This window comes from Stieleria mannarensis, from assembly GCF_014154935.1.
Taxonomy (GTDB): Bacteria; Planctomycetota; Planctomycetia; order Pirellulales; family Pirellulaceae; genus Stieleria; species Stieleria mannarensis.
Map to the genome: position 1 here is coordinate 1 of NZ_JACEHH010000031.1, position 23,244 is coordinate 23,244.

Annotated in this window: 14 protein-coding genes; 3 read left to right on the forward strand and 11 right to left on the reverse strand. The window is 60.3% G+C overall.

Annotated elements, in window-relative coordinates; translation table 11 throughout:
* Positions 1–11 precede the first annotated feature (11 nt).
* The 4 genes from H1B37_RS20390 to H1B37_RS20405 are packed head-to-tail and all read right to left on the reverse strand — an operon-like array spanning position 12 to position 4,173.
* Complete coding sequence (locus H1B37_RS20390; RefSeq protein WP_182868501.1) at positions 12–1,520, reverse strand: DUF1559 family PulG-like putative transporter; 1,509 nt, start codon at positions 1,518–1,520, stop codon at positions 12–14.
* Entirely contained in the window at positions 1,521–3,014 is a 1,494-nt protein-coding gene (locus tag H1B37_RS20395) for a hypothetical protein (RefSeq protein WP_182868502.1), read from the reverse strand.
* Complete coding sequence (locus H1B37_RS20400) at positions 3,011–3,670, reverse strand: hypothetical protein (RefSeq protein WP_182868503.1); 660 nt, start codon at positions 3,668–3,670, stop codon at positions 3,011–3,013. Before H1B37_RS20400 ends, H1B37_RS20395 begins: the two co-directional genes overlap by 4 nt.
* Entirely contained in the window at positions 3,667–4,173 is a 507-nt protein-coding gene (locus tag H1B37_RS20405) for a sigma-70 family RNA polymerase sigma factor (protein WP_182868504.1), read from the reverse strand. The genes H1B37_RS20400 and H1B37_RS20405 overlap by 4 nt, the downstream gene beginning before the upstream one ends.
* A 430-nt stretch (positions 4,174–4,603) precedes the next feature.
* Between H1B37_RS20405 and hrpA the strand changes: the two genes are divergently transcribed.
* Together hrpA and H1B37_RS20415 are read left to right on the forward strand one after the other, a co-directional pair.
* A complete protein-coding gene (gene hrpA / locus H1B37_RS20410; RefSeq protein WP_286177953.1) occupies positions 4,604–8,785 on the forward strand; it encodes an ATP-dependent RNA helicase HrpA in 4,182 nt (1,393 codons plus the stop codon).
* Between the two features lie 482 nt (positions 8,786–9,267).
* Positions 9,268–9,477 (forward strand): hypothetical protein, encoded by a 210-nt coding sequence (locus H1B37_RS20415; protein WP_182868505.1) that lies wholly within the window; start codon positions 9,268–9,270, stop codon positions 9,475–9,477.
* A 186-nt stretch (positions 9,478–9,663) separates the two neighbouring features.
* Here the strand turns inward: H1B37_RS20415 and H1B37_RS20420 are convergent, their stop codons facing one another.
* The 6 genes from H1B37_RS20420 to H1B37_RS20445 form a co-directional block, all read right to left on the reverse strand.
* Positions 9,664–10,896, reverse strand: coding sequence for a M16 family metallopeptidase (locus H1B37_RS20420; RefSeq protein ID WP_182868506.1), 1,233 nt, complete (start codon positions 10,894–10,896; stop codon positions 9,664–9,666).
* A 101-nt stretch (positions 10,897–10,997) separates the two neighbouring features.
* Positions 10,998–12,275 (reverse strand): M16 family metallopeptidase, encoded by a 1,278-nt coding sequence (locus tag H1B37_RS20425; protein ID WP_182868507.1) that lies wholly within the window; start codon positions 12,273–12,275, stop codon positions 10,998–11,000.
* Between the two features lie 400 nt (positions 12,276–12,675).
* A complete protein-coding gene (gene miaB / locus H1B37_RS20430; protein ID WP_182868508.1) occupies positions 12,676–14,085 on the reverse strand; it encodes a tRNA (N6-isopentenyl adenosine(37)-C2)-methylthiotransferase MiaB in 1,410 nt (469 codons plus the stop codon).
* A gap of 3 nt (positions 14,086–14,088) precedes the next feature.
* A complete protein-coding gene (lpdA, locus tag H1B37_RS20435; RefSeq protein WP_182868509.1) occupies positions 14,089–15,531 on the reverse strand; it encodes a dihydrolipoyl dehydrogenase in 1,443 nt (480 codons plus the stop codon).
* Positions 15,532–15,861: 330 nt separating this feature from the next.
* Entirely contained in the window at positions 15,862–16,470 is a 609-nt protein-coding gene (gene rpsD / locus H1B37_RS20440; RefSeq protein WP_147870255.1) for a 30S ribosomal protein S4, read from the reverse strand.
* A 195-nt stretch (positions 16,471–16,665) separates the two neighbouring features.
* On the reverse strand, positions 16,666–17,778 hold the full coding sequence (locus tag H1B37_RS20445; protein WP_182868510.1) for a 3-oxoacyl-ACP synthase III: 1,113 nt from the start codon (positions 17,776–17,778) through the stop codon (positions 16,666–16,668).
* 1,233 nt (positions 17,779–19,011) lie between these two features.
* On the opposite strand from H1B37_RS20445, the gene H1B37_RS20450 reads away from it, so the two are divergent.
* The gene (locus H1B37_RS20450; protein WP_286177954.1) at positions 19,012–19,785 is read left to right on the forward strand and encodes a gamma-glutamyl-gamma-aminobutyrate hydrolase family protein; all 774 of its coding nucleotides are present in this window, start codon (positions 19,012–19,014) and stop codon (positions 19,783–19,785) included.
* 609 nt (positions 19,786–20,394) lie between these two features.
* On the opposite strand, the gene leuS is transcribed toward H1B37_RS20450, so the two are convergent.
* Positions 20,395–23,226, reverse strand: a complete 2,832-nt coding sequence (gene leuS / locus H1B37_RS20455) for a leucine--tRNA ligase (protein WP_182868511.1) — start codon at positions 23,224–23,226, stop codon at positions 20,395–20,397.
* Between the last annotated feature and the right edge of the window lie 18 nt (positions 23,227–23,244).

The following is a 23,244-nucleotide window of genomic DNA, read 5'->3' on the forward strand; positions in this document are numbered from 1 at the left end:
TTGCTCAGGTTTCAATCACCCGCCGCGATCGTCAGCATCGCCTTCAGTTTGGCGTTGTCCACGTCCGAGCGTTTCAGCAACAGGACCGAACCGTCGGCCAACAGCACTCGCATCGCTTCGCGGCCGGCGAACAGGTCCTCCATCGGATTCGTCTCGGAAATCACCCAAGGGGTCGGATCGGCCCAGTGGATCGCATCCTCACGTGCGGCCTCGACCAGAAGAATCGTTTGTGACCGATCGTCGGTGATGTCCTGAAGCGTCTTCGGTGGTCCATCGCCGTGCCAGAGGGATCCGGGAAAGACCGGAGCCCGGATCACCGTGTGTGCGACCGGCAAACTCGAATCACCGATCCCGGCAGGGACGGTGCGTTTCATCTGCGAATTTTCCGCTGCATCCCAAGGCAGATCCAATCGGATCGAACGATAAAACGCCAAGTTGTTCAGGTCGGGCAGGACGGCGACCAACCAGCTGTGCAGCGGTTTGCCATCGGGATCGACAAAGCAGCGCGGCGGCAAATGTTTTTCTCGATCATGGTAGATGTAGAACGCCAAGCCGAGTTGTTTGAGGCTGTCGACCAGCTGAGACTGGCGAGCACGCTCGCGGGCATCGGTTGCGAGCGATCGCCCCTGCCGGAAAACGTCTTCGCCGGCCTCCAAGATCACACGATGTTTTTCGCGGCGGAGCGAAACGTTTTGAAGCGATTCGCCAAAGGCCTGTTTGACCCCCGCGAACTGTTTGGCAAATCGATCCGCCGATGCTTCGTCGGTGGCGTCAACCATCAGACGTACCAAGGGATCCGGCGGTGTTCGAAAGGTCAGAATCACGCGGTCGATCCCCTGCACCAATTCGCTGGGGGATAGCTTCAGCGGCAATCCACCCGGGATCCGTTGCGGCCAAACGCTTGTCAACAACTCTCGGGTTTGGGGCGGCAAAACCATCACCGCGGTATGGTCCAATCGATTGGCGTCCTTGAGCGGCATCAGCAACGCATCACGTTTGATCGGCGCCGACGATTGAACGCGTTTGATCTGTTCGGTCGTGCCTAGAATCATGCCTCGGTTACTGGTCAGGGCTGTGACCGAAGCAGGACGTTTCCCCAGGGTGTTCTCGATCGCCGCAAGCAACTTCGTCGCCTGGGGTGTTTCGATCACGATCAAGGGCATTTTGTCAGCCGGGGTCTCCAACCCGGCAAGAAAATAGACCTTCCCCGCCTGAGCCTCTTTCATGGCTCCAAACAATTGTTTCACGGTGGGCACGTCTGACGGCCGGTCGCCGGTAAGCTCTTGGATCAATTCAAACAGCGGATCGACATCGATGGTTTGCCAATCGATCTCGGCGACCAACATCGTTGACGGTTCGACGTAAGCAGAGATGGGATGCGTCTCGGCGACGTCATTGATCAGGACGGCATGCGGCGGCCCTTCTTTGCGGTCCTGCCCGTTGGCTGAATCACCCGCCGGGCCAGCAACCATCAAGACCAGGACGTAAGGCACGGTTCGCAGCGTTTTGATCAAAAGCATCTAATTCACCTCCAGCTTGATGTTCAGTGTGATGTCGTCTCGCGAGCGCGGTCCCTCGGCCATCGACAAAGTGGCCTCGGTTTCCGAGTGACGAGCGTATTGGAATGAGCGGCGAATCCGCGGGTCGTGCCAAGCGGGGACGGGGGTCAGGTCCGTCAGGGTCTCGGGCAAGGCGGCGTTCTCGGCGGCATGCATTCGCAGCGCTTCGAGCGTCAGTAACCGGTGCAGTTGTTGACGCACATCCAGCGGCACACTCATCGCGGCCGAAACCGATGGCGTCATCATCCGGGCCAGTTGTCCGCCGAGCGTCCGTGGTTGGACGGCGGCAGTCATCGCGCTGCGACGTCGGGCCTCGGCTTCGTCCCATAATTCCGGCGGCAGCAATGCCCAGGCCAGCCAGGCATCCCGGATCCGCGCCAATTCGAAGTCGCTGGCACGCAACACCGCCTCGGCGTCGGAGAGTTCATCGACGCGGTCGGACCAGTCGGGATCGTTCGACAACAACTGTCGTGCGGGTCCGACCATCAATGCGATTTGAAATCCGGTTGTCATCTGACGCAGCGACGTGTTTTCGGTCGCGCCGCCGCTGGGGTGAAACATCGTCGCAAAGGCATGAGTGATCTTTTTCAAGCGGAGCAATGCTTCCTGTTCGCCGATCACGCTGTCGGGCAATTCGTCCAGTCCCGCGATGATTCCCAGGTGGCTGCTGAGCGTCGATTCATACTCCATCGCCTCACGAAAATCGAACAGCTGATCGGCCGGCAATCCCGCCAGCGCCCAGTACAGATTGGGGCACTCGGGTTGTTGGATCATCGATTCGATCGTCTTGAACATCGTTTCGCTGATCGCCGTCCCGATCAAACGCCCCAGCAAGGTATCGGTGCTGTGACTGGCGGCCTGGGACAATCGAAACCCGAGCCGCAGGTCGGCCACGGCATCCCCCCAGCGTCCCTGAGCCGCCGCGACGCGTGTCCGCAGTGCAATCAGTCGCGCCAAATCGCGCATCTCCTGGAACTCCGGCAGCAAGGTGGAAACCCTGTCCTCCGCCGACATCTCTGCCATGCCCAGGTCATAGTCCAACCCCATCCAGGTCTCGCCCGTCCGCAAGACTCCGATCGCCGTTTCGAACGGCCCGTAGCTCTCCCGCGCTTCGTCGATGGGAAGTTGATCGATTGGCAGCGACGTCCAGGTGTCGTAGCGTTCCAAAAACTCACGCTTTTTCGTCGGTGAAACCTGGGCCACGAGGATCAGGGCGCGATTGACCGCCACCATGACCGGCCGGGGCCTACGTTTCTCCGGCGCCGGCCACAATCGATACTCCAGCATCGGATCCGATTGGCGGCGCGGGTGCAGACGCACCGTTGTTGATGTTTCCGTTTCTGTCGCAGCTTGGTCGCCCTGCGTAAATGCAGGCGAAAGCATGACTTGGCCGCGCGAGGGCGTCACTACCAACAGCGACGCCACCGCACAGATTACCGCGGTCGTGATTTTCATCGTGGTTGAACCTGTAAATCGAAAGTGGCGGTGAGCGTGTCCAAATCTCCCGCAGAGATCGGGTCGCCTGCGTCAAAGAGGTCGTCTTGCAGTGCAATCCAATTGGACCTCGGAAGCGTCTCTAGCGACCGGCTGTGAAACGCAGTCAGTGTTGCCAACGGCGTGCCACCGGCGAGGGTGGTGAGGTGCCAGTCGGAATGAATGTCTCGCCACTTGTTTGACTTGACCGATGGAGTCGCTTCAGCACCGTCCGGCGCCTCCGAGGACGCATCGCTGGGCACCGGGGCCGCGTTGACGGTTTCCGCTGGAGTCACATCGTGCTGCCCCGCCACCGGGGTCGGGCTCGGCGACCGCCAGTGCCGCCCGATGCCCAGCGCGATCGGCAACGTGACGACGGCCGTCAAAACGCTGGCGGCCAGCAACGACAACCATTGCCGCGTGTCGGCGTTGCGGACGATCGACACGCGGCGAACATGATCCTGCCCGGCTTGGAAGCCCGCCCGATACAGAATGGATTCGATGCCGAGCGAATGCTCGGGACCGTCGTCTGCGGAGGCGGAAACCGACGCCGGCGTCAGGCCACGCAGTCGAGCGATGAACGCCTGGTCGATCTCGTCGTCCTCTCGCTGTCTGTCATCTTCATTGCTGCGATTCATTTTGAATCCCTCCCACCGACCGGGTCAGCCGTCGGATTGAATTTGCGTTGCATGGCTCGGATCCCGGATTGAAAGGTCCGATGTGCCGTGGATTGGGAACACGCCATGACCTCGGCGATTTGTCGGAAACTGAGTTCACCCCACAAGTGCATGACAATGACCTGCCTCTGGTCGGCGTCCAAACGTTTCAATGCCTCGGTGACCTCTTGGGCATCGAGCGCGGATTCCATCTGCTGCGATTCGCCGTCGAACCAAACCGGTTGTTGGTCGGAATCGCGTTCGCGTCGCCGGCGACGGATTCCGCTGCGTCGCCACTGCAACAGTTGGTTTCGCGTCACCGTGACCAACCAGGCGAAGGGGTCGTCCGGCGGCGGCGTTTGTCGTGCCAGCCGCAAGAACGCTTCCTGCACCGCGTCCTCGGCCGGTTCGCCGATCGCACGCGCGATCAGCAACAACCGCGACGAGCAGCGTTTCCACGTTTCGGCGAGCTCTTGGGGAGGCATCGGCATCGATCGAGTGGGGATTGTTTCGACGCCCGAAGACGCCACATCGGAAACAAGGATGTTACCGCCCCCGGTGCGTCCCAGGATTTTCCAAAAATTCTCGCGATCCTTTCCCCCCGGTCTGACCTCAATCTTCCTACCCAATCATCTTCTTACCCTGTTTCCCGATCGGGGTCCTGCGATTTTCAACCTCTGAGAATCAAGTGCCAAAGCTTGTCACCCTCCCTGGCAGATATTTTTTCTTCGGGTGGTGCGTTTGGGGTGAAGTTCTGGGGGAATCGAAAAAGACCTCCTTGTGGTTGGGGCGGCCGAGGAAAGCAATCAACACCTTTTACGCCACGACGACCTGCCGCTGTCACGACGCAGAAAATTTCGTAGGGTGATAGCTTCCAATCGACTTTCCAGCTGCTTTCCCTTTCTTCCCCGGTCCATGAACTTCAAACCATCCAGCCCCCGACTGGAGCCCCAGCGCGAGCCGAAACCCAGCCAAGTCGATCAATCGGCCGCGGACCATGGGGAGCCCCCCGCCGGCGAGCTTGAGAAGGCAGTCCCATCCCGACCAGCGGAGCCGGCCGGCGAGATCAATGTCGCCGACATCGCTCCCGACGAATTGGTGATCGACAACGCGATGCGGGCCGACCAATTCCGGCTCCGTCGCCAGCGTAAGCGTCTTTCCGACGAAGAATTCCAGTCGCGTCTGGCAAAATCGATCGCCCGTCGCCGCGAGCGTGAATCGTACGCGCCGCTGCTGGACTACCCGCCCGAATTACCGATCACCGGCTACAAGGACCAGATCATCGAACTGATTCAGACGCGTCAAGTGATCGTCGTGTGTGGCGAAACCGGCAGCGGCAAGAGTACCCAGTTGCCAAAGTTCTGTCTGGAAGCCGGACGCGGGCGCGCCGCCATGATCGGGCACACCCAGCCGCGACGACTGGCTGCCCGCAGCATCGCCACGCGGCTGTGCGAGGAAATGCAGTGCCCGCTCGGAAAACAAGTCGGCTACCAAGTCCGTTTCGGGGACCAGACCGGCCCCGAGACGATGATCAAATTGATGACCGACGGGATCTTGCTGGCGGAAACCGGTTCGGATCGCTTCCTGGATCAATACGACACGATCATCATCGACGAGGCGCACGAGCGATCGCTGAACATCGATTTCCTGCTGGCGTACCTGCGTGGGCTGCAACAAAAACGCCCCGATCTGAAATTGATCATCACCAGCGCCACGATCGACGCCGAGCGTTTCGCCGAACACTTCAGCGACGAACACGGCCCGGCACCGATCTTGAACGTCGAAGGCCGCGGTTATCCGGTCGAGATGCGGTACTTGCCCTGGGAAGATGTCGCCGACGAGAACCGTTCGTATGACCTGGCCCATCACGTGATCGCGGGGCTGAAAGACTTGGCCCGTGGAACCGGCGGCGGTGGGGATACCCTGGTCTTCTTGCCCACCGAACGCGATATCCGCTTGGTGTCCCATCGCGTCGCCGGACACTACAAACGCATGGGATCGGAAGGCCGCGTGGAGATCCTGCCGCTGTACGCGCGGTTGCCGCAAAAAGACCAGCAACGGATCTTTCATCCCACGGGTCAAAAACAGCGTTTGATCTTTGCAACCAATGTCGCGGAAAGTTCGCTGACGGTGCCAGGCATCCGCGCCGTGATCGACTCCGGGACGGCGCGGATCAGCCGCTACAGCCCACGCAGCAAACTGCAACGGCTGCCGATCGAACCGGTCAGCCGTGCCAGCGCGGACCAGCGTGCCGGACGCTGTGGCCGCGTCGGTCCAGGCGTCTGTGTGCGGCTGTATTCGACCACCGACTACGAGACCCGCGACGCCTTCACGACGCCGGAGATTCGTCGCACCAACCTCGCCTCGGTGGTGCTGCAAAGCAAAATGTTGGGATTCGGTTCGCTCGACTCGTTGCCGCTGCTGGATGTGCCACGCCCCGAATCGATCCGCGAAGGCGTGCAGACGTTGTTGGAGCTCGGCGCGATCGACGAGCGTCAAGAATTGACGCCGATCGGAAAGTCGCTCGGACGGATGCCGGTCGACCCGCGGATCGGTCGCATCATCCTGGCCGCCGACGATCTTGGCGTGCTGCCGGAGATCTTGCCGATCGCCGCGGCGATGGAGATTCCCGACCCGCGACAACGACCGCAGGACCAACAGCAGGCCGCCGACCAGGCGCATGCCGAATTCCGTGACGGGGAAAGCGATTTCCTGTCCTACCTGCGATTGTGGCGCTACTACGAACAGGCCCGCGCCGATCACTCGCGAAGCAAACTCACCCGCCAGCTTCGCAAGCGATTCCTCTCGCCCACGCGGATGCGGGAATGGTCCGATACGTTTCGCCAGCTTCGTGAAATCGCGTTGGACCTGAATCGCTCGCGCGACTCACGCAAGTCCACGCCGCGGCGTCAAATCGGGGCGATCCGGTTCGCCGAAGACCAATCCAAACGGACGATCGACAAAGATCGTTATGCGGCGGTTCACCAGGCGCTGTTGAGCGGTTTCATGTCCGGCGTCGCGATGGCGGGCGAAAAGAACGTCTATTTGGGGCCACGCAACTTGAAACTGTTCCTGTGGCCGGGCAGCGGCGTGTTCGACGCCAAACCCAAATGGATTGTCGCCGCGGAGTTGGTCGAGACGAGTAAACAATACGCCCGCACGGTCGCCCGGATTCAGCCGCAATGGATCGAATCGATCGGCGCTCATTTGCTCAAAGCGTCTTACAGCGATCCCCACTGGAGTCAAAAGGGCGGCGGCGCCTTTTGTTACCAGCGCCAATCGCTGTTCGGATTGCCGATCGTTGTCCGCCGCCGCGTCCCGCTGCCACCGGTCGATCCGACCACCGCGCGCGATCTGTTGATCCAACACGGGTTGGTCGAACAACAACTCAAGACCAACGCGCGTTTCATACGCCACAACCGAGCCCTGCGTGAATCGTTTGAAGTGCTTGCCGCGAAAACGCGGCGACGCGACATGGTCGTCGATGACTATGTCGTCCAGCAGTTCTATCAACATCGTCTGCCGGCCGACGTTTGTGACAAGGGCCGACTGGAGAAACTTTCCAAGTCGATGCCCGTGCCCGATTGGGTCGAACGTTTGACCGACTCGGCCGCACTGTCGGCCTGGTTGCATGATCCGCCGACGGTCGAATCCGACGCGAGCTCGTTGTTCATGATGCCGTCGGATTTGATCGACATCACCACCGATCAAATCTCGGCCGATGAGTTTCCCGATCGGCTATCGATCGGCAAAACCGAATTGCCGCTGCGGTATCGTTACGAACCCGGTGCGGAGGACGATGGAGTCAGTTTGCGGATCCATCAAGCCGCGGTTTCGCAAATCAGCGACGATCGACTCGGTTGGCTCGTCCCAGGGCTGCTGCCCGGAAAGATCGTGGCGATGATCAAATCGCTGCCCAAGCGGATTCGCCGCAACCTGGTCCCGGCCGCCGATGTCGCCCGCCAGATCTATGACGAATTGTTGCCCCAGTACGGCCAAGTCCCCTTCATGCCGGCCGTCTGCCAAGCGATGTCGCGGCACGCGGAAATGCCGATCAGCGAATCGGATTTCCAAGACGAGAAGATGGAAGACCACTTGAGGTTTTTGGTTTCGGTTGTCGACGACGACGGCAATCTGGTCGCCCAAGGCCGATCGGTCGATCCGTTGGTCCAGCGATTGGCGCAGCGTCACGACCAACCGTCCGGCGAAGTCACACCGCAGGCCGATGCCGATCTGCCCAGCGAGCCGATGCGGTCGTTTGACCTGGACCAGCTGCCCGTCGATGTGATCCGTGAAAGAGGTGGCGTCCGGGTCGCACAATACCCCGCGCTGGCCGACCAAGGCGATCACGTCACCCTCGCGCTCTATCCCGATCAAACGTCCGCTGAATCCGTCATGCGGCAAGGGTTGACTCGACTGTATGCGATCAGCCAGCGCGCCGAACTGAGACGTCAAGTCCGCTGGTTGCCGGAGTTGAACGAAACCAAAATCCGACTCGCCGGCGCCGTGCCCGCGGCCCAGTTCGAACCGTCGCTGATCGACCTGTTGGCCCGTGTCGCGTTCGTCGAAAAACAACCCTTGGTGCGCAGCCGAGACGAATTCCAGGCCCGGCTGGGCGACCGCGGCGAACGGATCGCCCTGGCCGCCGCCGATGTGGCGAAGTGGCTGACCCAGCTCGGTCAGTCCTACTTGGGCATGCGCGGCGAAATCGAATCCCTGTCGGCGTCCCGGTTTCCCGCTGCAGCCGGTGACGTGCAGGAACAACTCCGCTGGCTGATCCATCCGGATTTCCTGTCCGTCACCCCTTGGACTTGGCTGCAACACTACCCGAGGTATCTGTCGGCGATCTCGTACCGTCTGGACAAACTTCGCAGCGGGGCGGGACCACGTGACCAGAGTGGGACCGAGACCGTGGCCGGGTTGTGGCAGCAATGGATTTCCAGATTCCCCGAACCGGACCAGACGCCCAAGCTGCGAGCGGCCGATGAAATCCGCTGGATGATCGAAGAACTGCGCGTCAGCCTGTTCGCCCAGCCGCTCGGAACCGCCGTCAAAGTCTCCGCCAAACGTTGCGAAAAGTTGCTTGCGGAAAAGTGACCGTGACCGGCACCCCCTGGCTGATCCGGGCAAAGCGTGACGCAAATCGGACAAAAATTCACTTAAAGACGAAACGGCCTCCCTTAAAAGACGATAACGGAGTATTCTATGGCGGTGCGATCTCTTTAGGCAGCCGAAGCACTCGATTGCGTGAAGAAGTGGCAGTTTCGCGACGAATGGTCGCCAGAACGACACACTCCGCGTTTCCCACGAACCAAACCGAAATTGTCAGAAATAAAATTCCGAGCGGTTTTTCGTGTGAAATGAGGAGAAAATCCACGGTCAGGAGACAAGAAAACGGCTGCAGGCACGAAAAAAGGCATGCAGCTTGCAACGACTGAAAGAACGTTCCCCAAAGAACCTTTGTTAATTCGATGAACCCCCGGCACGGTGGCGCGTCTAACTGACAGAGCAGACGAGGAACTGCGAGTCAGTTTCCAGAGTTGATCCGATCCAAACCACCCCCAACCGGAGGGTTCAAGATGTCGACATCCAGCGACAAACAAACGCCAAGTTTGAAGAGCGAATCGGCCAAGCAGGTGAGCACGAGCCATTGGGATCAGTTCACCGCGTTGGTCGAAGACGTCTCTCGGGCGGAGTTTGCCATCTGGCTCGACGAAGAGCTGATCAAACTGGAGAAAGATCTCGACCAGTTCGTGACCAGCCGGTCCCGGTATAGCGGTCGTCGGTAGGCTGAACTCTCATCGCCCGCCTCCCGCCAAGGATATCGCCCCCATCTCGTAGCGGAATTCGCCAAGAATTTCGCTCTGTCGTGTAGCGGAATTGGCCAACAATTTCGCTCTGTCGTGTAGCGGAATTCGCCAAGAATTTCGCCCCTGCCGAAAGCCTTGGCGGCTTCCGCTACGGGCGCTCTGCCATTACATCGCCAAAATCTCCGTCGGCTCTTCCGACAAGTACTTCTTGGCGACCTGGGCGATGGCGGCTTGGTCGACCGCGCGGGTTTTTGCCAACGATTGATCCAGATCAACATACTCGTTGTGGACCAGCCAGCGGCTGCCGATGCTGAACAACCGATTGCTCGGCCGTTCGCTCTGCATGATGTAGCCGGCGGCGGTCTTGTTGATCGCCTGCTGCAGTTCTTCGTCGGTGACGCCCTTGTCGACGACACTGTCGATGATTTCACGCATGAACCGTTTGTTGCCTTCCAGGTCCTCGGGCGCGCAAACCAGGTAGTTGAACCAGGCCCCTCGATCACTGAATTCCTGGGGCCAACACGTCGCCACCTCGGCGCGGCCGGTGTCGATCAGGTCCCAGAAAAATCGGCTGCCGCCCTCATCGCCCAAGATCGACGCCAACAGACGCGCCGCATGACGCTCGCCGCAGGCCGACGAGGGGCCGTTTCCGATCTGGATGCAGTAGGCTTGAACGGCATCGGAAATCGGGACGCGGCGGGACAATTCGATTCCCTCGGGAATCGAGTCGGTGTCGTCGGCGGCCAGGGACTCGTCCGCGGTGCGGTCGCTCCACGTCGCCGTCCGTTGTTCGATTTCGGCGACCAGGCCGTCGAAGTCAACATTGCCCGACGCGGCCAGCACGATGTTTTCGGGGCGATAGCGGAGATTAAAATAATCACGCATCCGCGCCGCCGTCATCCCCTGAATCGACTCGCTGGTGCCCAGCACGCGACGTCCCAGGCCACGCGGTGAAAAGTAGACTTCCATCGCCCGTTCGAAACCGCCAAAGGGAGGTTGGTCTTCGTACTTGGCGATCTCTTCCAGAATCACCTTGCGCTCGGTTTCGAACTCGTCGTCATCCAGGACCGGGGACATCATGTCGGTCAACAGGTCGACGATCCGGTCTTGAAACTTGGGCAGCACGGTCGCGTAGTAAACGGTTTGTTCTTCGGACGTGTAGGCGTTGGACTGGCCGCCCAACTCGTCGAGTTCACGATTGACGTCCTCGGCACTGCGACGCTCGGTCCCCTTGAACATCATGTGTTCCAGAAAGTGACTCAGTCCCGATTGCGGATCGAGCTCGTTGCGGGCCCCGGCCTGGACGAAATAGCCCAGCGACATCGAATAGTTGCGCGGATCGGTCTCGGCAACGATCCGCAGTCCGCTGGGAAGAGTGGCTTGTTGAAACTCAGGCATCTCAAAACTCAAACGAGTAACGTCGTATCATCAGATCTGGCAAGAAAGTGGGATAGGCCTCCAGCCTGTCAATGCACGTGGGACAGGCTTCCAGCCCGTGATCACGTCCCGGACTCCACCGCCAGCTTCTCCGGCCCCAGCGTGACGATGCGGTAATCCGACGGTGGATGGTTTTCCCAGTAGCCCCTGACATCCTCCAACGTCAACGACTCGATGATCTCGCTTAGCTCGGCCGTCGGCATCGCCCGGCCGATCTGATAGAAATCGCTGGCGAGCGAACTGGCCCGCGAGGCGCTCGATTCCTGTTCCATGATCAGACCGCTTTCGATGCGAACCTTCCAACGATCCAGCTCGCTCTGTTCCAAGTCGCTGGGCAGTTTTCGGATTTCACCCAGCGTCACATCCAGTGTTTCTTGGGCGCGGGCCGGAGTCGTTCCGGCGTATCCGAACACGCCGCCGGCGTTGATCAGCGAGTGGCAGCTGGCCGAGACCGTGTAGCAGAGTCCGCGTTTTTCGCGTACACGATCAAACAGACGGCTGCTCATCCCGTCACTTAGAATTCCGATCCCCGCACGCATGGCAAAGTAATCGGGGTGGCCGTAGGGGATACTCGGAAAGGCGAACGCGATGTGCGTCTGGCTGCTGGTCGCTTGGATGTGTTCATAGACCCCGGTGCCGACCGGCAGCGGGGCGGCGTCGAAGGCTTCGGTCCGCCAGTCGCCGAACACCTGTTCGGTCAAGTTGACGACCGAGTCCGCTTCGACGCGGCCGGCAACCGTCAGAATCGCGCCGCCGGCGTGGTAGTTGGTCTGATAGAACTGGCGGATGTCATCGCTGTCGATCGCCGCCAACGACTCCATCGTCCCCTGGCTGCCGCGTCCGAGCCGGGGGCCGTAGTGCAATTCGCGAACGCGTTTCATCACACGCTGCGTCGGTTCGTCTTCGATCGCTCGCAATTCCTGGATCATCATCATCCGGGCGTCTTCGATCTGGTCGCCCGGCAGGTGCGGTCGACGCACGATGTCGGCGTACAACCGGAGCGCTTCGGCGAACGATTCGGCGGGCATCGCGGCACCAAAGGAAACCGTGGCGGTGGAGACCCCGCTGTTGCGGTCCATGCCCAAGTTGTCCTGCATCGCGACCAGATCGCGGCTGCTGTAGCTGCCGGCGCCGCGCTGGACCATCTCGCAAACCATCGACGCCAGCCCCGATCGTTCGGCCGCTTCGTTCTGGATGCCGCCGCGCAGTGAAAGCGTGAACGCCGCGGTGCGGAGCCAGGGCATTGGCTGCACCAGAACGGTCATCCCGTTGGGCAAGCGGTGCGTCGTGATTTCGCTTTGGGAAGATTGTCCCGCAGCAGCATCGGTGGAGGTGGACATAGGCAAGATCTGGGGAGGAAAGAGTGCCGAATTGTCACGAAGATGGGCGGTTTCGCACAGGGGCGGAGTCATTGCAGGATAAAAGGTAGCGACCTTGGCCAGAAGGTGGATTTCCCTCACGACCGCCCGTGCTTCTCGCCATTTCGGCCATTTCAAACGTGCCCAAACGACAGAGTGAAATCAGCCTGTGCGTTGGATGATTTAGCAAATTGAAGGAAGTGGAACATTGAATCGCCGCTTGCAGTTTACCGCGGTCCAATTTTCGGGTTGCTGATGCGTTCTCGGGGTCGCCGTGTTCTCCGAACTCGGCGCACGCGAAAAGCGAAGCTTTGTCCCGCGCCGACCTCGGAGAGGACGGCGACTATCCAGCCCAACCCGAAAACAAAGCCGCGGTAGACCGCTACAACCCGATCGAAACGACATCGACGGTTTTGACCCGGCCGATCAGCGTGTGGCTGCTGACGTCGTCGACGTGGATGTCCAGCAGTTGTCCGGCCTGGCGACGGTTCCCGTCGAACACCACGATGCGATCGCAAGGCGTGCGGCCGGTCATCTGGACGACGGGGCTGTCGGGGTCCGCGTCGGCCGCCTTCTTGCTCGGACCTTCCACCAAGACCTCGACATCGCGACCGATCATCTTGGCGTTTTCTTCTTTGGCGATCCTGTTTTGGACTTCCAGCAACCGATGATTGCGTTCGGCTTTGACCTCCCGCGGCACGTCGTCTTCCAAACGCTCGGCCGCCTTGGTGCCGGGCCGCACGCTGTACTGGAAAATGAAGCTGTTCTTGAACCGGCAACGTTCGACCAGCGCGAGCGATTTTTCAAAGTCTTCATCGGTCTCGCCGCAAAAGCCGACGATGAAGTCACTGCTGACGGCCGCCTCGGGCAAGATCCGTTCGATCCGCTCGAACATCTCCATGTAGTCGGCGATCGTGTAGCCGCGTTTCATCCGCTTCAGAACTTCATCGCTGCCGCTTTGGGCCGGGACGTGCAGGTACGGCGAGACCTTGGGCAGATCTCGAACGGCGACCAGCAACCGCTCGGTCATGTCTTTGGGGTAATTGGTGACGAACTTGATTCGATCGATCCCCTCGACCTCGTGCAACATTTCCAACAGCGCCGTCATGTCGGTCGTCGTGCCGTCGGCGGTGTATTTGTAACTGTTGACGGTTTGCCCGAGCAACGTGATCTCGCGGCAACCTTGTTCGGCCAACACGCGGGCTTCGGAAACGATTTGCTCCGGCCGCCGCCCTTGCTCGGGGCCACGCGTGTTGGGGACGACACAATACGTGCAGAACTTGTCGCAACCGATTTGAATCCGCAGGTAGGCCTGGAACGGCGTCGGCCGCATCGTGGGGTCGCGCAGCGGGTCGAACGTTTCGTGGCTCCGCGCGACGACGGCTTGTTTGTCGTCTTTGCGGCCCAACGAAATCGCCATCTGACGGCCTTCGCCGCCGCGAATTTTCGCCAGTAAGTCCGGGATCGTGTGCAGCTGACCGGGGCCGACGACCAAATCGACGTAGGGCGCCCGCTTGAAAATGATCTCTTGGTCCTTTTGGGCCATGCAGCCCATCACGCCGATCAGCTTGTCCGGCTGGTTCTTTTTGGACTCGCGGATTTTTCCCAGCGCGCTGTAGACCTTTTCCTCGGCGTGTTCGCGGACGCTGCACGTGTTGTAGAGCACGCAGTCCGCATCTTCATGGCTGTCGACCACGGTGTAGCCGTGACGCTTCAGGTCGGCGATGACCATTTCGCTGTCCAGCACGTTCATCTGGCAGCCGACGGTTTTGATGTAGACGCGTTGTGTCATGGATTAACCCACCGACGCGGGCTTTCGTTTGGGTTTGAAAATCTCGGTGGCCGTGCCGAAGTGCACTTCACCGGCGTTCATCAACGTTTCGCTGAGCGTCGGGTGGGGGTGAACGCTCTCGGTGACGTCGTGGACTTCACATCCCATCTCGATCGCCAAAACCGCTTCGGCGATCAGTTCACCGGCACCGGACCCGACGATGCCGCAGCCGACGACACGTCCGGTATCCGGATCGACCAACCACTTGGTCAAGCCTTCGGTGATCCCCAGTGCTTGGGCGCGACCGCTGGCCGCCCAGGGGTAAACTTCGACCGCGACCTTCACGCCGTCCCGTTTGGCTTCGGTTTCGGTGATGCCGGCCCAGGCGATCTCGGGGTCGGTGAAGACGACCGCCGGGATCGCTTTCTTGTCGAACGCGGCGGGTTTGCCGGCGATGACCTCGGCGGCCACACGGCCTTCGTGCGTCGCTTTGTGTGCCAACATCGGATCACCGGCGACATCGCCGATGGCCAGGATGTGCGGGTCGGCCGTGCGTTGCCGATCATCGACCTGGACGAACCCACGCTCGGTGACGACGACGGAGGTGTTTTCCAATCCCAGACCGCGGGTGACCGGACGCCTGCCGATACTGACCAGCACGCGGTCGAATTGTTCGTGCCCGAAGTGCGCCGGGCCTTCGAACGTGACCTGGACCTTGTCGCCGACCTCGGTCATCGATCCGACCTTGGTATTGGTCAACACGCGGCCCTCGCAAAGTTTGTCGATGCGTTTGGCCAGCGGCTTGACCAAGTCCCGGTCCGCACCGGGCAACAGCCCCTCGGCCAATTCGACCACGGTGACCTTGGAACCCAGGTGAGCGTAAACGCTGCCCATTTCCAAACCGATGTAGCCGCCGCCGACGACCAGCATCGTCTCGGGGATGTCCGCCAAGGCCAACGCGCCGGTGCTGTCCATCACGCGGTCGCTGCCGATGTTGAACGCCGGCGGCATCGCCGGAACGCTGCCGGTGGCCAGGATGCAATGGTCGAACGTCAGCTGGCCGCCGACGGGGATCGAATCGTGATCACCTTCCAACTGCAACGTCGTGGAATTGACGAACGTGCCGCGGGCTTGAATCACGGTCACGTTTCGACGCTTGGCCAGATTCCCCAGCCCGCCGGTCAAATTGGAGATCACTTGGTCCTTGCGGGCACGCACCTTGTCGATGTCGATCGAGGGCTTGCCCGGGTACTCGACGCCCCAATTGGCCCGCAGGTCGTCCACCTCATGGATCACCTTGGCCACGTGCAGCAATGCCTTGCTGGGGATACAGCCGCGCAACAAACACGTGCCGCCGAGCCGTGGTTCCGCTTCGACAATGGTGACGTCCAATCCCTCATCGGCGGCCAAGAACGCCGCCGCATAACCACCGGGACCACCGCCCAAGACAACTACGGGACAATGCATTTTTTCTATTTCGATTGGCGAGAAAGGATTTGTGTTTTAGAAACGACCGTCAGCCCCAAAAAAGAACGGACGCCGAGTGCTGCGTCAACTTTTAAACTCAGGGTGCCGCGGAAAAGGGGCCAGGTACCAAAAATGCGAAGCACCCTTCGGGCCATTTGGTTTTTGGTACCTGACCCCTTTTCCGCTTGAGAAACGCAACCCGAGAATTTAATGCTGGCAGAGCACGAGTCGTCCGCGACGGGAATCGAATTGTACTTTGAATCCGCCCCTGGGCGTATGCTTTCGGGGCGTGAATCGCGGTGACGGCAGGCTGGACGCCCCACCCATCGATTAGCGAGACAGGAATTCGACGACGGCGTTGGCGTCGACCGGCAAACTGATGTCGCTGGCCCCGGGCAAGCCCAGCATCGTCGCCTTCAGGTTCTCGCTGTCAAACGCCACCCAGTCCAGTGCATCGGGGGCCGCGTTGGCGATCACACCCCGGTACAGGTTTTTCAAATTTTCGCGGCCGCGGACTTCAACGATGTCGCCCGGACGCAAGATGTAGCTGGGCTTGTCGACCTTCACGCCGTTGACCAAGAAGTGACCGTGCGCGACGCCTTGGCGAGCCTGGGGACGCGTCTTGGTGAACCCGACGCGGCGGACCACGTTGTCCAGCCGTCGCTCGCACATCAACAGCAACAGTTCACCGGTGTTGCCCGATTTTCGACCCACGGCATCGAAGTAACGCCGCAGCTGGCGTTCGCCCAACCCGTAGTAGTGCTTGATCTTTTGCTTCTCTTGCAACGCCGCACCGTAGTTGCTGGGGCGACGACCGCGGACGTGCATCCCCGGAGGCGTGTTGCGGCGGTCGAGCGCACGGGCGGCACCCGCGGTTTCGTAAATCAGGGTGCCGAGACGACGGTTGACGCGTGCTTTGGGGCCGGTGTAACGAGCCATGGGCGGTGATTCTCCTGGGGTGCCTGCAACCGGTCCCGTGGACCGCTACAGATCAAATAAGGGGTGGGCGGCGACCGGATCGGGCATCATTGCCCGTCGATTCGCTGCCGGCGCGATCCGCGAAATTCGCTCCGAGAGACGATTCTCCGAGGGCGGTCGCGCGTCGGTTTTGGGAAAGCGGCAGAGTGTCGCCGCTCAGCTCGGGATTTTCAAGGCCAACGGGGCATTTTGAATCGCTTTGATATTCCCCGCTACCGGGGTCTGTCCCCAGCGGGCTGCGAGCATCACGCTGTTGATCCCCGAACCGATCCCCAACATCGCCACGCGATCCCCCCCGGACAGATCGCCCTGGTCGGCCGCCGACGCCACCGTCAACGGCAATGCCACCGACCCCGTGTTGCCCAATTGAGGGAACGAGACGCTGTCCCGCTCGGTCGACAACCCCATCGACTGCAACATCGCCACGCGATGACGCGTGCCAACCTGGTGACAAACCGTTCGGTCGATCGCGTCGCGAGTCCAACCGCTTTCGGCCAGCAACTTCTCAAACGCCGCCACCCCCGTCGCGATCCCCTCGGCCATCAACTGTTCCGAATCCGTTTCCATCAATGGCTGCATCGACGCCCCCGCCGAATCGCTGTCGCTGACGCACAAGTCGTGGAACCGGGTGCGGGCCTCGGCAATCCCCACGTCAATGCAAGTCGCCTCGGGCGCCAGCCGCTCATGGGCCAACAACCACGCACAACTGCCCGAACCGATCGTCAACGACGCAAATGCGCCCTTGATGTCCTTGCGGCGTAGCGTCGTGTCGCCGTTGAGGGACTGGATCGTCGATTCCAACAACATCCGGCTGTTCTCGGTGCCGACAACAATCCCCGCGTCGATCGCGCCGCTTTGGATCATCATCGCGATCTGAATCGCACCATTGATCAGCCCCAAACAGGCGTTGGACACGTCGTAGACCCAGCAATTTGACGACAGGCCGATCCCGTGATGGACACGCGATGCCGTCGCCGGCTCCAGAAAATCGCGACACACGCTGGCGTGAATCAAACAGCCGATCGATTCGGCCGGCAATCCCGCCGCGGCCAATGCCTGCTTGCCCGCCTGGATACTCGGACCGCTGGGGACAGTCCCCACCGGCCAGACACGCCGCTGGGCGATCCCGGACATCAGCTCCAAACGGCCTTCGGGCAGCTTCAGCCGCTGATACAAAGGCTCCAGCCGATGCTCAATCTCATCGCTCGACCAGACCTCGTCGGGGACCAACGCACCGATCGCCGCCAGCCGAACGTTTTCGAATTTCACGCGGGGATTCCTAAAAGGGATGAAGGGATTTGATCCGAGGGGAACGTCATTTCCGATGCGGCAAACGTAGCGGAAGTCGCCAAGACTGTTCCAAACGCAGCTCAGATTTCGGGTAGACGATGCAGTCGACCATGCATTCGGACAGTCGCCGTGTTCACCGAACTCGGCGACCCAAAAGCGAAGCGTTGCTCCGCGCCGACCGCAGAGAGCCCGGCAGCTGCCTAACCCAGCCGAACGGCCGATTGTCGGCGGATTCGCCTTTTTCCGCTAGCCGTTACAAGGTAGCGACGTTCGCACGCCAATTCACGCGGTTCTTTCATGACGTGGCGATCTATCCAGCCCACGAGGCCCTCATCATTCTGCCCCGTATCATTCTGCCAATTCTCGGCTTCTCTGCGGATTTCCCGGCAGAACCTGGGAACCAGCCATACGCACCAAGTTAAAACGCAAGTCGCCGAACTCCTATTAGACACCCTCTCTTCCAGAGGTCGTGCGGTTTTCAACCTCTGAAATAACAGGAGTTTAGGCCTTCACCCTCCCGCGGGGAGGGTTTGTTGTCGCTCGGATTCACTCAAACACCACAAATCGACCCTCCCCTCGCTGCGCTCGACCCTCCCTGCCAGGGAGGGTGAATTGTTAAAACCGCACGCCCCTGCCAGGGAGGGTGAATTGTTAAAAAACGCACGACCTCGGCAGCGAGGGTGATGCGGCAAAAAAGGCACGCCTGCGTCAACTTCACGCGATATTGCTAGCAAAAAAACGCTTTGCTAGCACTGCCTGTCGTGCTAGCAGATGTCGATTTGCACAAGATGTGGGGAATGTTTGGATCGGGTGAAAACACCCGCTACTTTTCCGCTCGCTCGGAGAGACCTGCGACACCGTCGCCGGCCTCTTAACACAGAGCCGAACAGTATCGGGGCGGTCCTGATTCAAGGATGATTCAAATGGGATTCCAAGATGGATTCTTGTTGCACTTCTTCTCATCGAGTCCAACAGTCTGGACCCGACTCGGATGTTCGGCATGGCAATTATGGTCCGTTCGCGACCGGCTTGCTGCTGCGTTCTATCGCTTCTCTTTCTGCCCCACTGCGACAACCGCAACGCCCGCCGCACCAGCGGCAAGATTGCATGTTGGTGCTGGGGCGTCATTCGAGGTGACCGTGCATTTTCACTCACGCAGCACGCTGCTGCGTTTCATTCTTGCATTTTGCGACTTTTATGAGGAAACGTCGGATGTCAAGCGAAGCTTTGGTTAGCAAGCCGATCATTGGTATCAATTGTGACTTCAAAGCTGCCGACCGCAGCAAGCCCGGGTTCGCTTATTTGGCGTCGGGCTACTTCCAATCGATCCTCTCGGCCGGCGGAATCCCGGTGGTCGTGCCGCCGATGGACGATCCGGATTCGATCGCCCGCGTGCTGGATCACGTCGAAGGCTTCATGATGATCGGGGGCGCCGACCTGGACCCGCGCAACGACGGCTTCATGTTGCATTCGAGCGTGCGTCCGATGGATCCGGTTCGCGAAACCAGCGATCGACTGCTGGTCGCCGAAATCGCCGAACGCCGCATCCCGCTGCTGGCGATCGGAGCGGGCATGCAACTGCTGAACATCCAGCAAGGCGGAAACCTGTTCCTGCACATCAAAGAAGACCTGCCGATGGCGGTTCCGCACCAGGACCCCCACGACCCCAACCACCGCCACACGCTGGAAGTCGAAAGCGATTCACTGGTCGGCCGCGTCTTCGGCGACGGCGAAATTCGCGTCAGCAGCCGCCACCACATGGCGATCGACGAAGTCGCACCGGGTTTCCGCGTGACGGCCCGTTGCCCCGATGGTGTGATCGAAGCGATCGAAAGCGAAATGATGGACTGGTTTGCGATCGGCACCCAGTTCCACCCCGAATGCGCCGCCGCCTCGGCACTGGACGTCCGCATCTTCGAAGAATTCATCGAAGGCATCTGCGCGGCCAAAACACAAGAAGCCGAAAACCTGCGTCTGGTCGCCTAGCCGATTGGCGATCGGGCACCCGCTTACGACTTCACCCTCCCTGGCGAGGTCGTGCGGTTTTCCAAAGCAACCCTCCCTGACAGGGAGGGTCGATTGGTGGTGGCTGAGTACTTTCGAGCCACAACGAACCCTCGCCGCTCCGATCGGCTTCCTGGGGACATTGCTGTCTAGGCAACTTACCAAGGCTCCCTTCTCCCTCGGCCTTGCGGGGGAGAAGGGCTGGCGAAAATCAATGGAACTTGGAACGTTGGGATAGGTTCGGGGACGTTCAGCGATTCTGCTGGATCCCTCGATTGCGAATTGCAAACTGTTCATTGCAAAGTGCAAATTTGCCGAGAATCGTCGCTCAAATCATTTCGCGATTTGCACTGTTCATTTTGCAATTTTCAATCGTTGCCGGTTCACCAGTTTTCGACGCCAGGTACTTTTCATCAGGCCCCCCCGGCCCCTCTCCCCAAAACAGATCGCAGTCAACGACGCTCTACAATCGACGTCGATTTGCGAGATCTGTTTTAGGGAGAGGGGAGCCATGCCCTAATTTGCTGGTCGGCTTACGTAGACACCAGTGCATCGTGACAGGGTCCATTCAACCCAGCGATCAGCCGGCCGCTACTTCACCACCAGGTTCACCAAGCGGCCGGGGACGGCGATCTTCTTGACGACGTTCTTGCCCGCGAGCATCGATTGCACGCGTTCGTCCGACAACGCCGCTTCGATCATCTGATCGGGTTTGGCATCCGGCGGCACGTGAATCTTGGACTTGACCTTGCCGTTGAATTGAACCGGCACTTCGATCGAGCTTTGCACCAGCGCCGACTCGTCCCACTGCGGCCAACTCTGATGCGCGATCACGCCTTCCTGTCCCAGGATCTTCCAGAGCTCTTCGCACAGGTGCGGTGCGTAGGGTGACAACAGGATCAGGAACGACTTCATCGCGTCGATCGGTCGTTTTTCGGCACGCGTGAAGTAATTCGTGAATTCCATCATCCGCGCGATCGCGGTGTTAAAGCTCATCGCATCGGTGTCTTCGGTGACCTTTTTGATCGTCGCGTGCAGCATTCGGTTTTGCTCTTCATCGCACGGCTGCTCCGTCAGCGCGGGCTGCAACACCAACTCCTCTTGTTGATCGTCCACGATCATCCGCCAGACGCGATCCAAGAAGTTGCGGACGCCGCCGACGCCGGCCATCGACCAGGGCTTGGTCGCTTCCAACGGCCCCATGAACATCTCGTACAATCGCAACGAGTCGGCGCCGTATTCGCTGACGACGACATCGGGGTTGATCACGTTGCCACGTGCCTTGGACATCTTGTGGGCGCGGCTATCGACCTTGATCTTCGGGTCGGCCTTCAGCACGAACCCTTCGCCCTTCTTTTGCACGTCCTCTTCCGCAACGGTTTTGGCCGTGACGGCGCGACCGTCTTTGGATTGACGCCCGCCATCGGGACTCTTTCGAATCTCACCGGCTGACACCGGTTGGCCATCTTCGTCAAAGAACGCCGTGTACTCGACATCTCCCAAGATCATGCCTTGATTGACCAAGCGGACGAACGGTTCGGGCGTCGTCACGTGGCCGCGATCGAACAGCACCTTGTGCCAAAACCGCGAGTACAGCAAGTGCAACACCGCGTGTTCGGCACCGCCGACGTACAAGTCGACCGGCATCCATTCGGCTTGCTTTTGCGGGTCGACCAGAGCCTGGTCGTTTTTGGGATCGATGTAGCGAAGGTAATACCAGCACGAACCGGCCCACTGCGGCATGGTGTTGGTTTCTCGGCGATAACACTTGCCGTCGATCTGGACGTACAACCAATCGTCCCCGGCCTTGCCCAGCGGCGGCTCGGGTTTTCCGTGCGGTTTAAAATCATCCAGCTCGGGCAAACGCACCGGCAACTCGGCCGGATCGACGCCACGCATCCGCCCGGTCGGCTTGCCGTCTGCGTCGACTTCGTGAAGGATCGGGAAGGGCTCGCCCCAGAACCGTTGTCGGCTGAACAACCAGTCGCGCAGTTTGTAATTGACCGCGGCCTTGCCAAGCCCGTCCGACGCGAGCGACTCGGTGATTTGCCGTTTGACCTCTTCGGTCGGCTTACCGTTCATCGGGCCGCTGTTGATCGCGTTTCCGACCGCGACATAGCACGCTTTTCCGGCCAGGATGTCATCGCGGTCGTCGGCGTCGGCGGGGGGATCGACGACGGCAATGACTGGCAATTCGTATTTGACCGCGAATTCAAAGTCGCGTTCGTCGTGGGCCGGAACGGCCATGATCGCGCCGGTTCCATAGCCGGCCAAGACATAGTCGGCGACCCACACCGGGATCGGAGTTCCGTTGACGGGGTTGATCGCATGGCTGCCGGTGAATACACCCGTTTTCTCTCGGTCTCCCTCGGTTCGCTCGCGATCGGACTTGAACGACGCCTTTTCGCAATACACTTTGACCACGTCGGATTGCTCCGCGGTGGTCAACCGATCCAGCATCGGGTGCTCGGGTGAAACGACCATGTAGGTCGCGCCGAACAGCGTGTCGGGACGCGTCGTGTAGACGCGCAGCGCGTCCTGGCCGGGGCTGGCCGGCAGCGGCGTCCCCGCCCGGCTCGCCTTCCATGCGTCAAACGATGCTTGATCGCCGATATAAAAGTCGACTTCCGCGCCGGTGCTGCGTCCGATCCAATCCGATTGCAGTTTCTTGATCCCCGCCGGCCAGTCCAGGTCCTCCAGTCCGTCAAGCAATCGTTCCGCATAGTCGGTGATCCGCAACATCCACTGGCGCAGCGGAATTCGTTTGACGGGGTGCCCGCCGCGTTCGCTCTTTCCGTCGATGACTTCTTCGTTGGCCAGCACGGTCCCCAGCTTGGGGCACCAATTGACCAAGGCATCGTCCAGGTAGGCCAACCGGTGGGCGTCGATGTAATCGGCGACCGCGGACTCGCCCTGCGATTGAACCTCCTCGGGAATCGGCAGCTCGGCGATCGGGCGTCCCTTTTGTGTCTCGTGATCGAACCAGGTATCAAACAGGACCAAGAAAATGTATTGCGTCCAGCGGAAGTAGTCTTCGTCGGTGGTCGCCAGCACACGGTCCCAGTCATAGCTGAAACCGAGCATTTTCAGCTGCCGCGTGAAGTTGTCGATGTTGCGTTGGGTTTGGATCCGCGGGTGTTCGCCGGTTTTGATCGCGTGTTCTTCGGCGGGCAATCCGAACGCGTCGAATCCCATCGGGTGCAGCACGCTTTCACCACATAGTCGGGCGTAGCGGCAAACGATGTCCGTCGCCGTGTAACCCTCCGGGTGGCCGACGTGCAGCCCGTCGCCGCTGGGGTAGGGGAACATGTCCAAGACGTAGCGTTTTTTGGGGCCCGGTTTCTCGGGCGTGGCGAACGTCTTGTGTTCTTCCCAATAAGCTTGCCATCGCGGCTCAAGATCGGCTGGGTTGTAACGCGGCATTGGAGGTCGAGCAAATAT

Bases quoted from the DNA above. Each gene is read 5' to 3' on its own strand.
- H1B37_RS20390 (WP_182868501.1), bottom strand. From the start codon at position 1,520: ATGCTTTTGATCAAAACGCTGCGAACCGTGCCTTACGTCCTGGTCTTG.
- H1B37_RS20395 (WP_182868502.1), bottom strand. From the start codon at position 3,014: ATGAAAATCACGACCGCGGTAATCTGTGCGGTGGCGTCGCTGTTGGTA.
- H1B37_RS20400 (WP_182868503.1), bottom strand. From the start codon at position 3,670: ATGAATCGCAGCAATGAAGATGACAGACAGCGAGAGGACGACGAGATC.
- H1B37_RS20405 (WP_182868504.1), bottom strand. From the start codon at position 4,173: ATGCCTCCCCAAGAGCTCGCCGAAACGTGGAAACGCTGCTCGTCGCGG.
- hrpA (WP_286177953.1), top strand. From the start codon at position 4,604: ATGAACTTCAAACCATCCAGCCCCCGACTGGAGCCCCAGCGCGAGCCG.
- H1B37_RS20415 (WP_182868505.1), top strand. From the start codon at position 9,268: ATGTCGACATCCAGCGACAAACAAACGCCAAGTTTGAAGAGCGAATCG.
- H1B37_RS20420 (WP_182868506.1), bottom strand. From the start codon at position 10,896: ATGCCTGAGTTTCAACAAGCCACTCTTCCCAGCGGACTGCGGATCGTT.
- H1B37_RS20425 (WP_182868507.1), bottom strand. From the start codon at position 12,275: ATGTCCACCTCCACCGATGCTGCTGCGGGACAATCTTCCCAAAGCGAA.
- miaB (WP_182868508.1), bottom strand. From the start codon at position 14,085: ATGACACAACGCGTCTACATCAAAACCGTCGGCTGCCAGATGAACGTG.
- lpdA (WP_182868509.1), bottom strand. From the start codon at position 15,531: ATGCATTGTCCCGTAGTTGTCTTGGGCGGTGGTCCCGGTGGTTATGCG.
- rpsD (WP_147870255.1), bottom strand. From the start codon at position 16,470: ATGGCTCGTTACACCGGCCCCAAAGCACGCGTCAACCGTCGTCTCGGC.
- H1B37_RS20450 (WP_286177954.1), top strand. From the start codon at position 19,012: ATGTCAAGCGAAGCTTTGGTTAGCAAGCCGATCATTGGTATCAATTGT.
- leuS (WP_182868511.1), bottom strand. From the start codon at position 23,226: ATGCCGCGTTACAACCCAGCCGATCTTGAGCCGCGATGGCAAGCTTAT.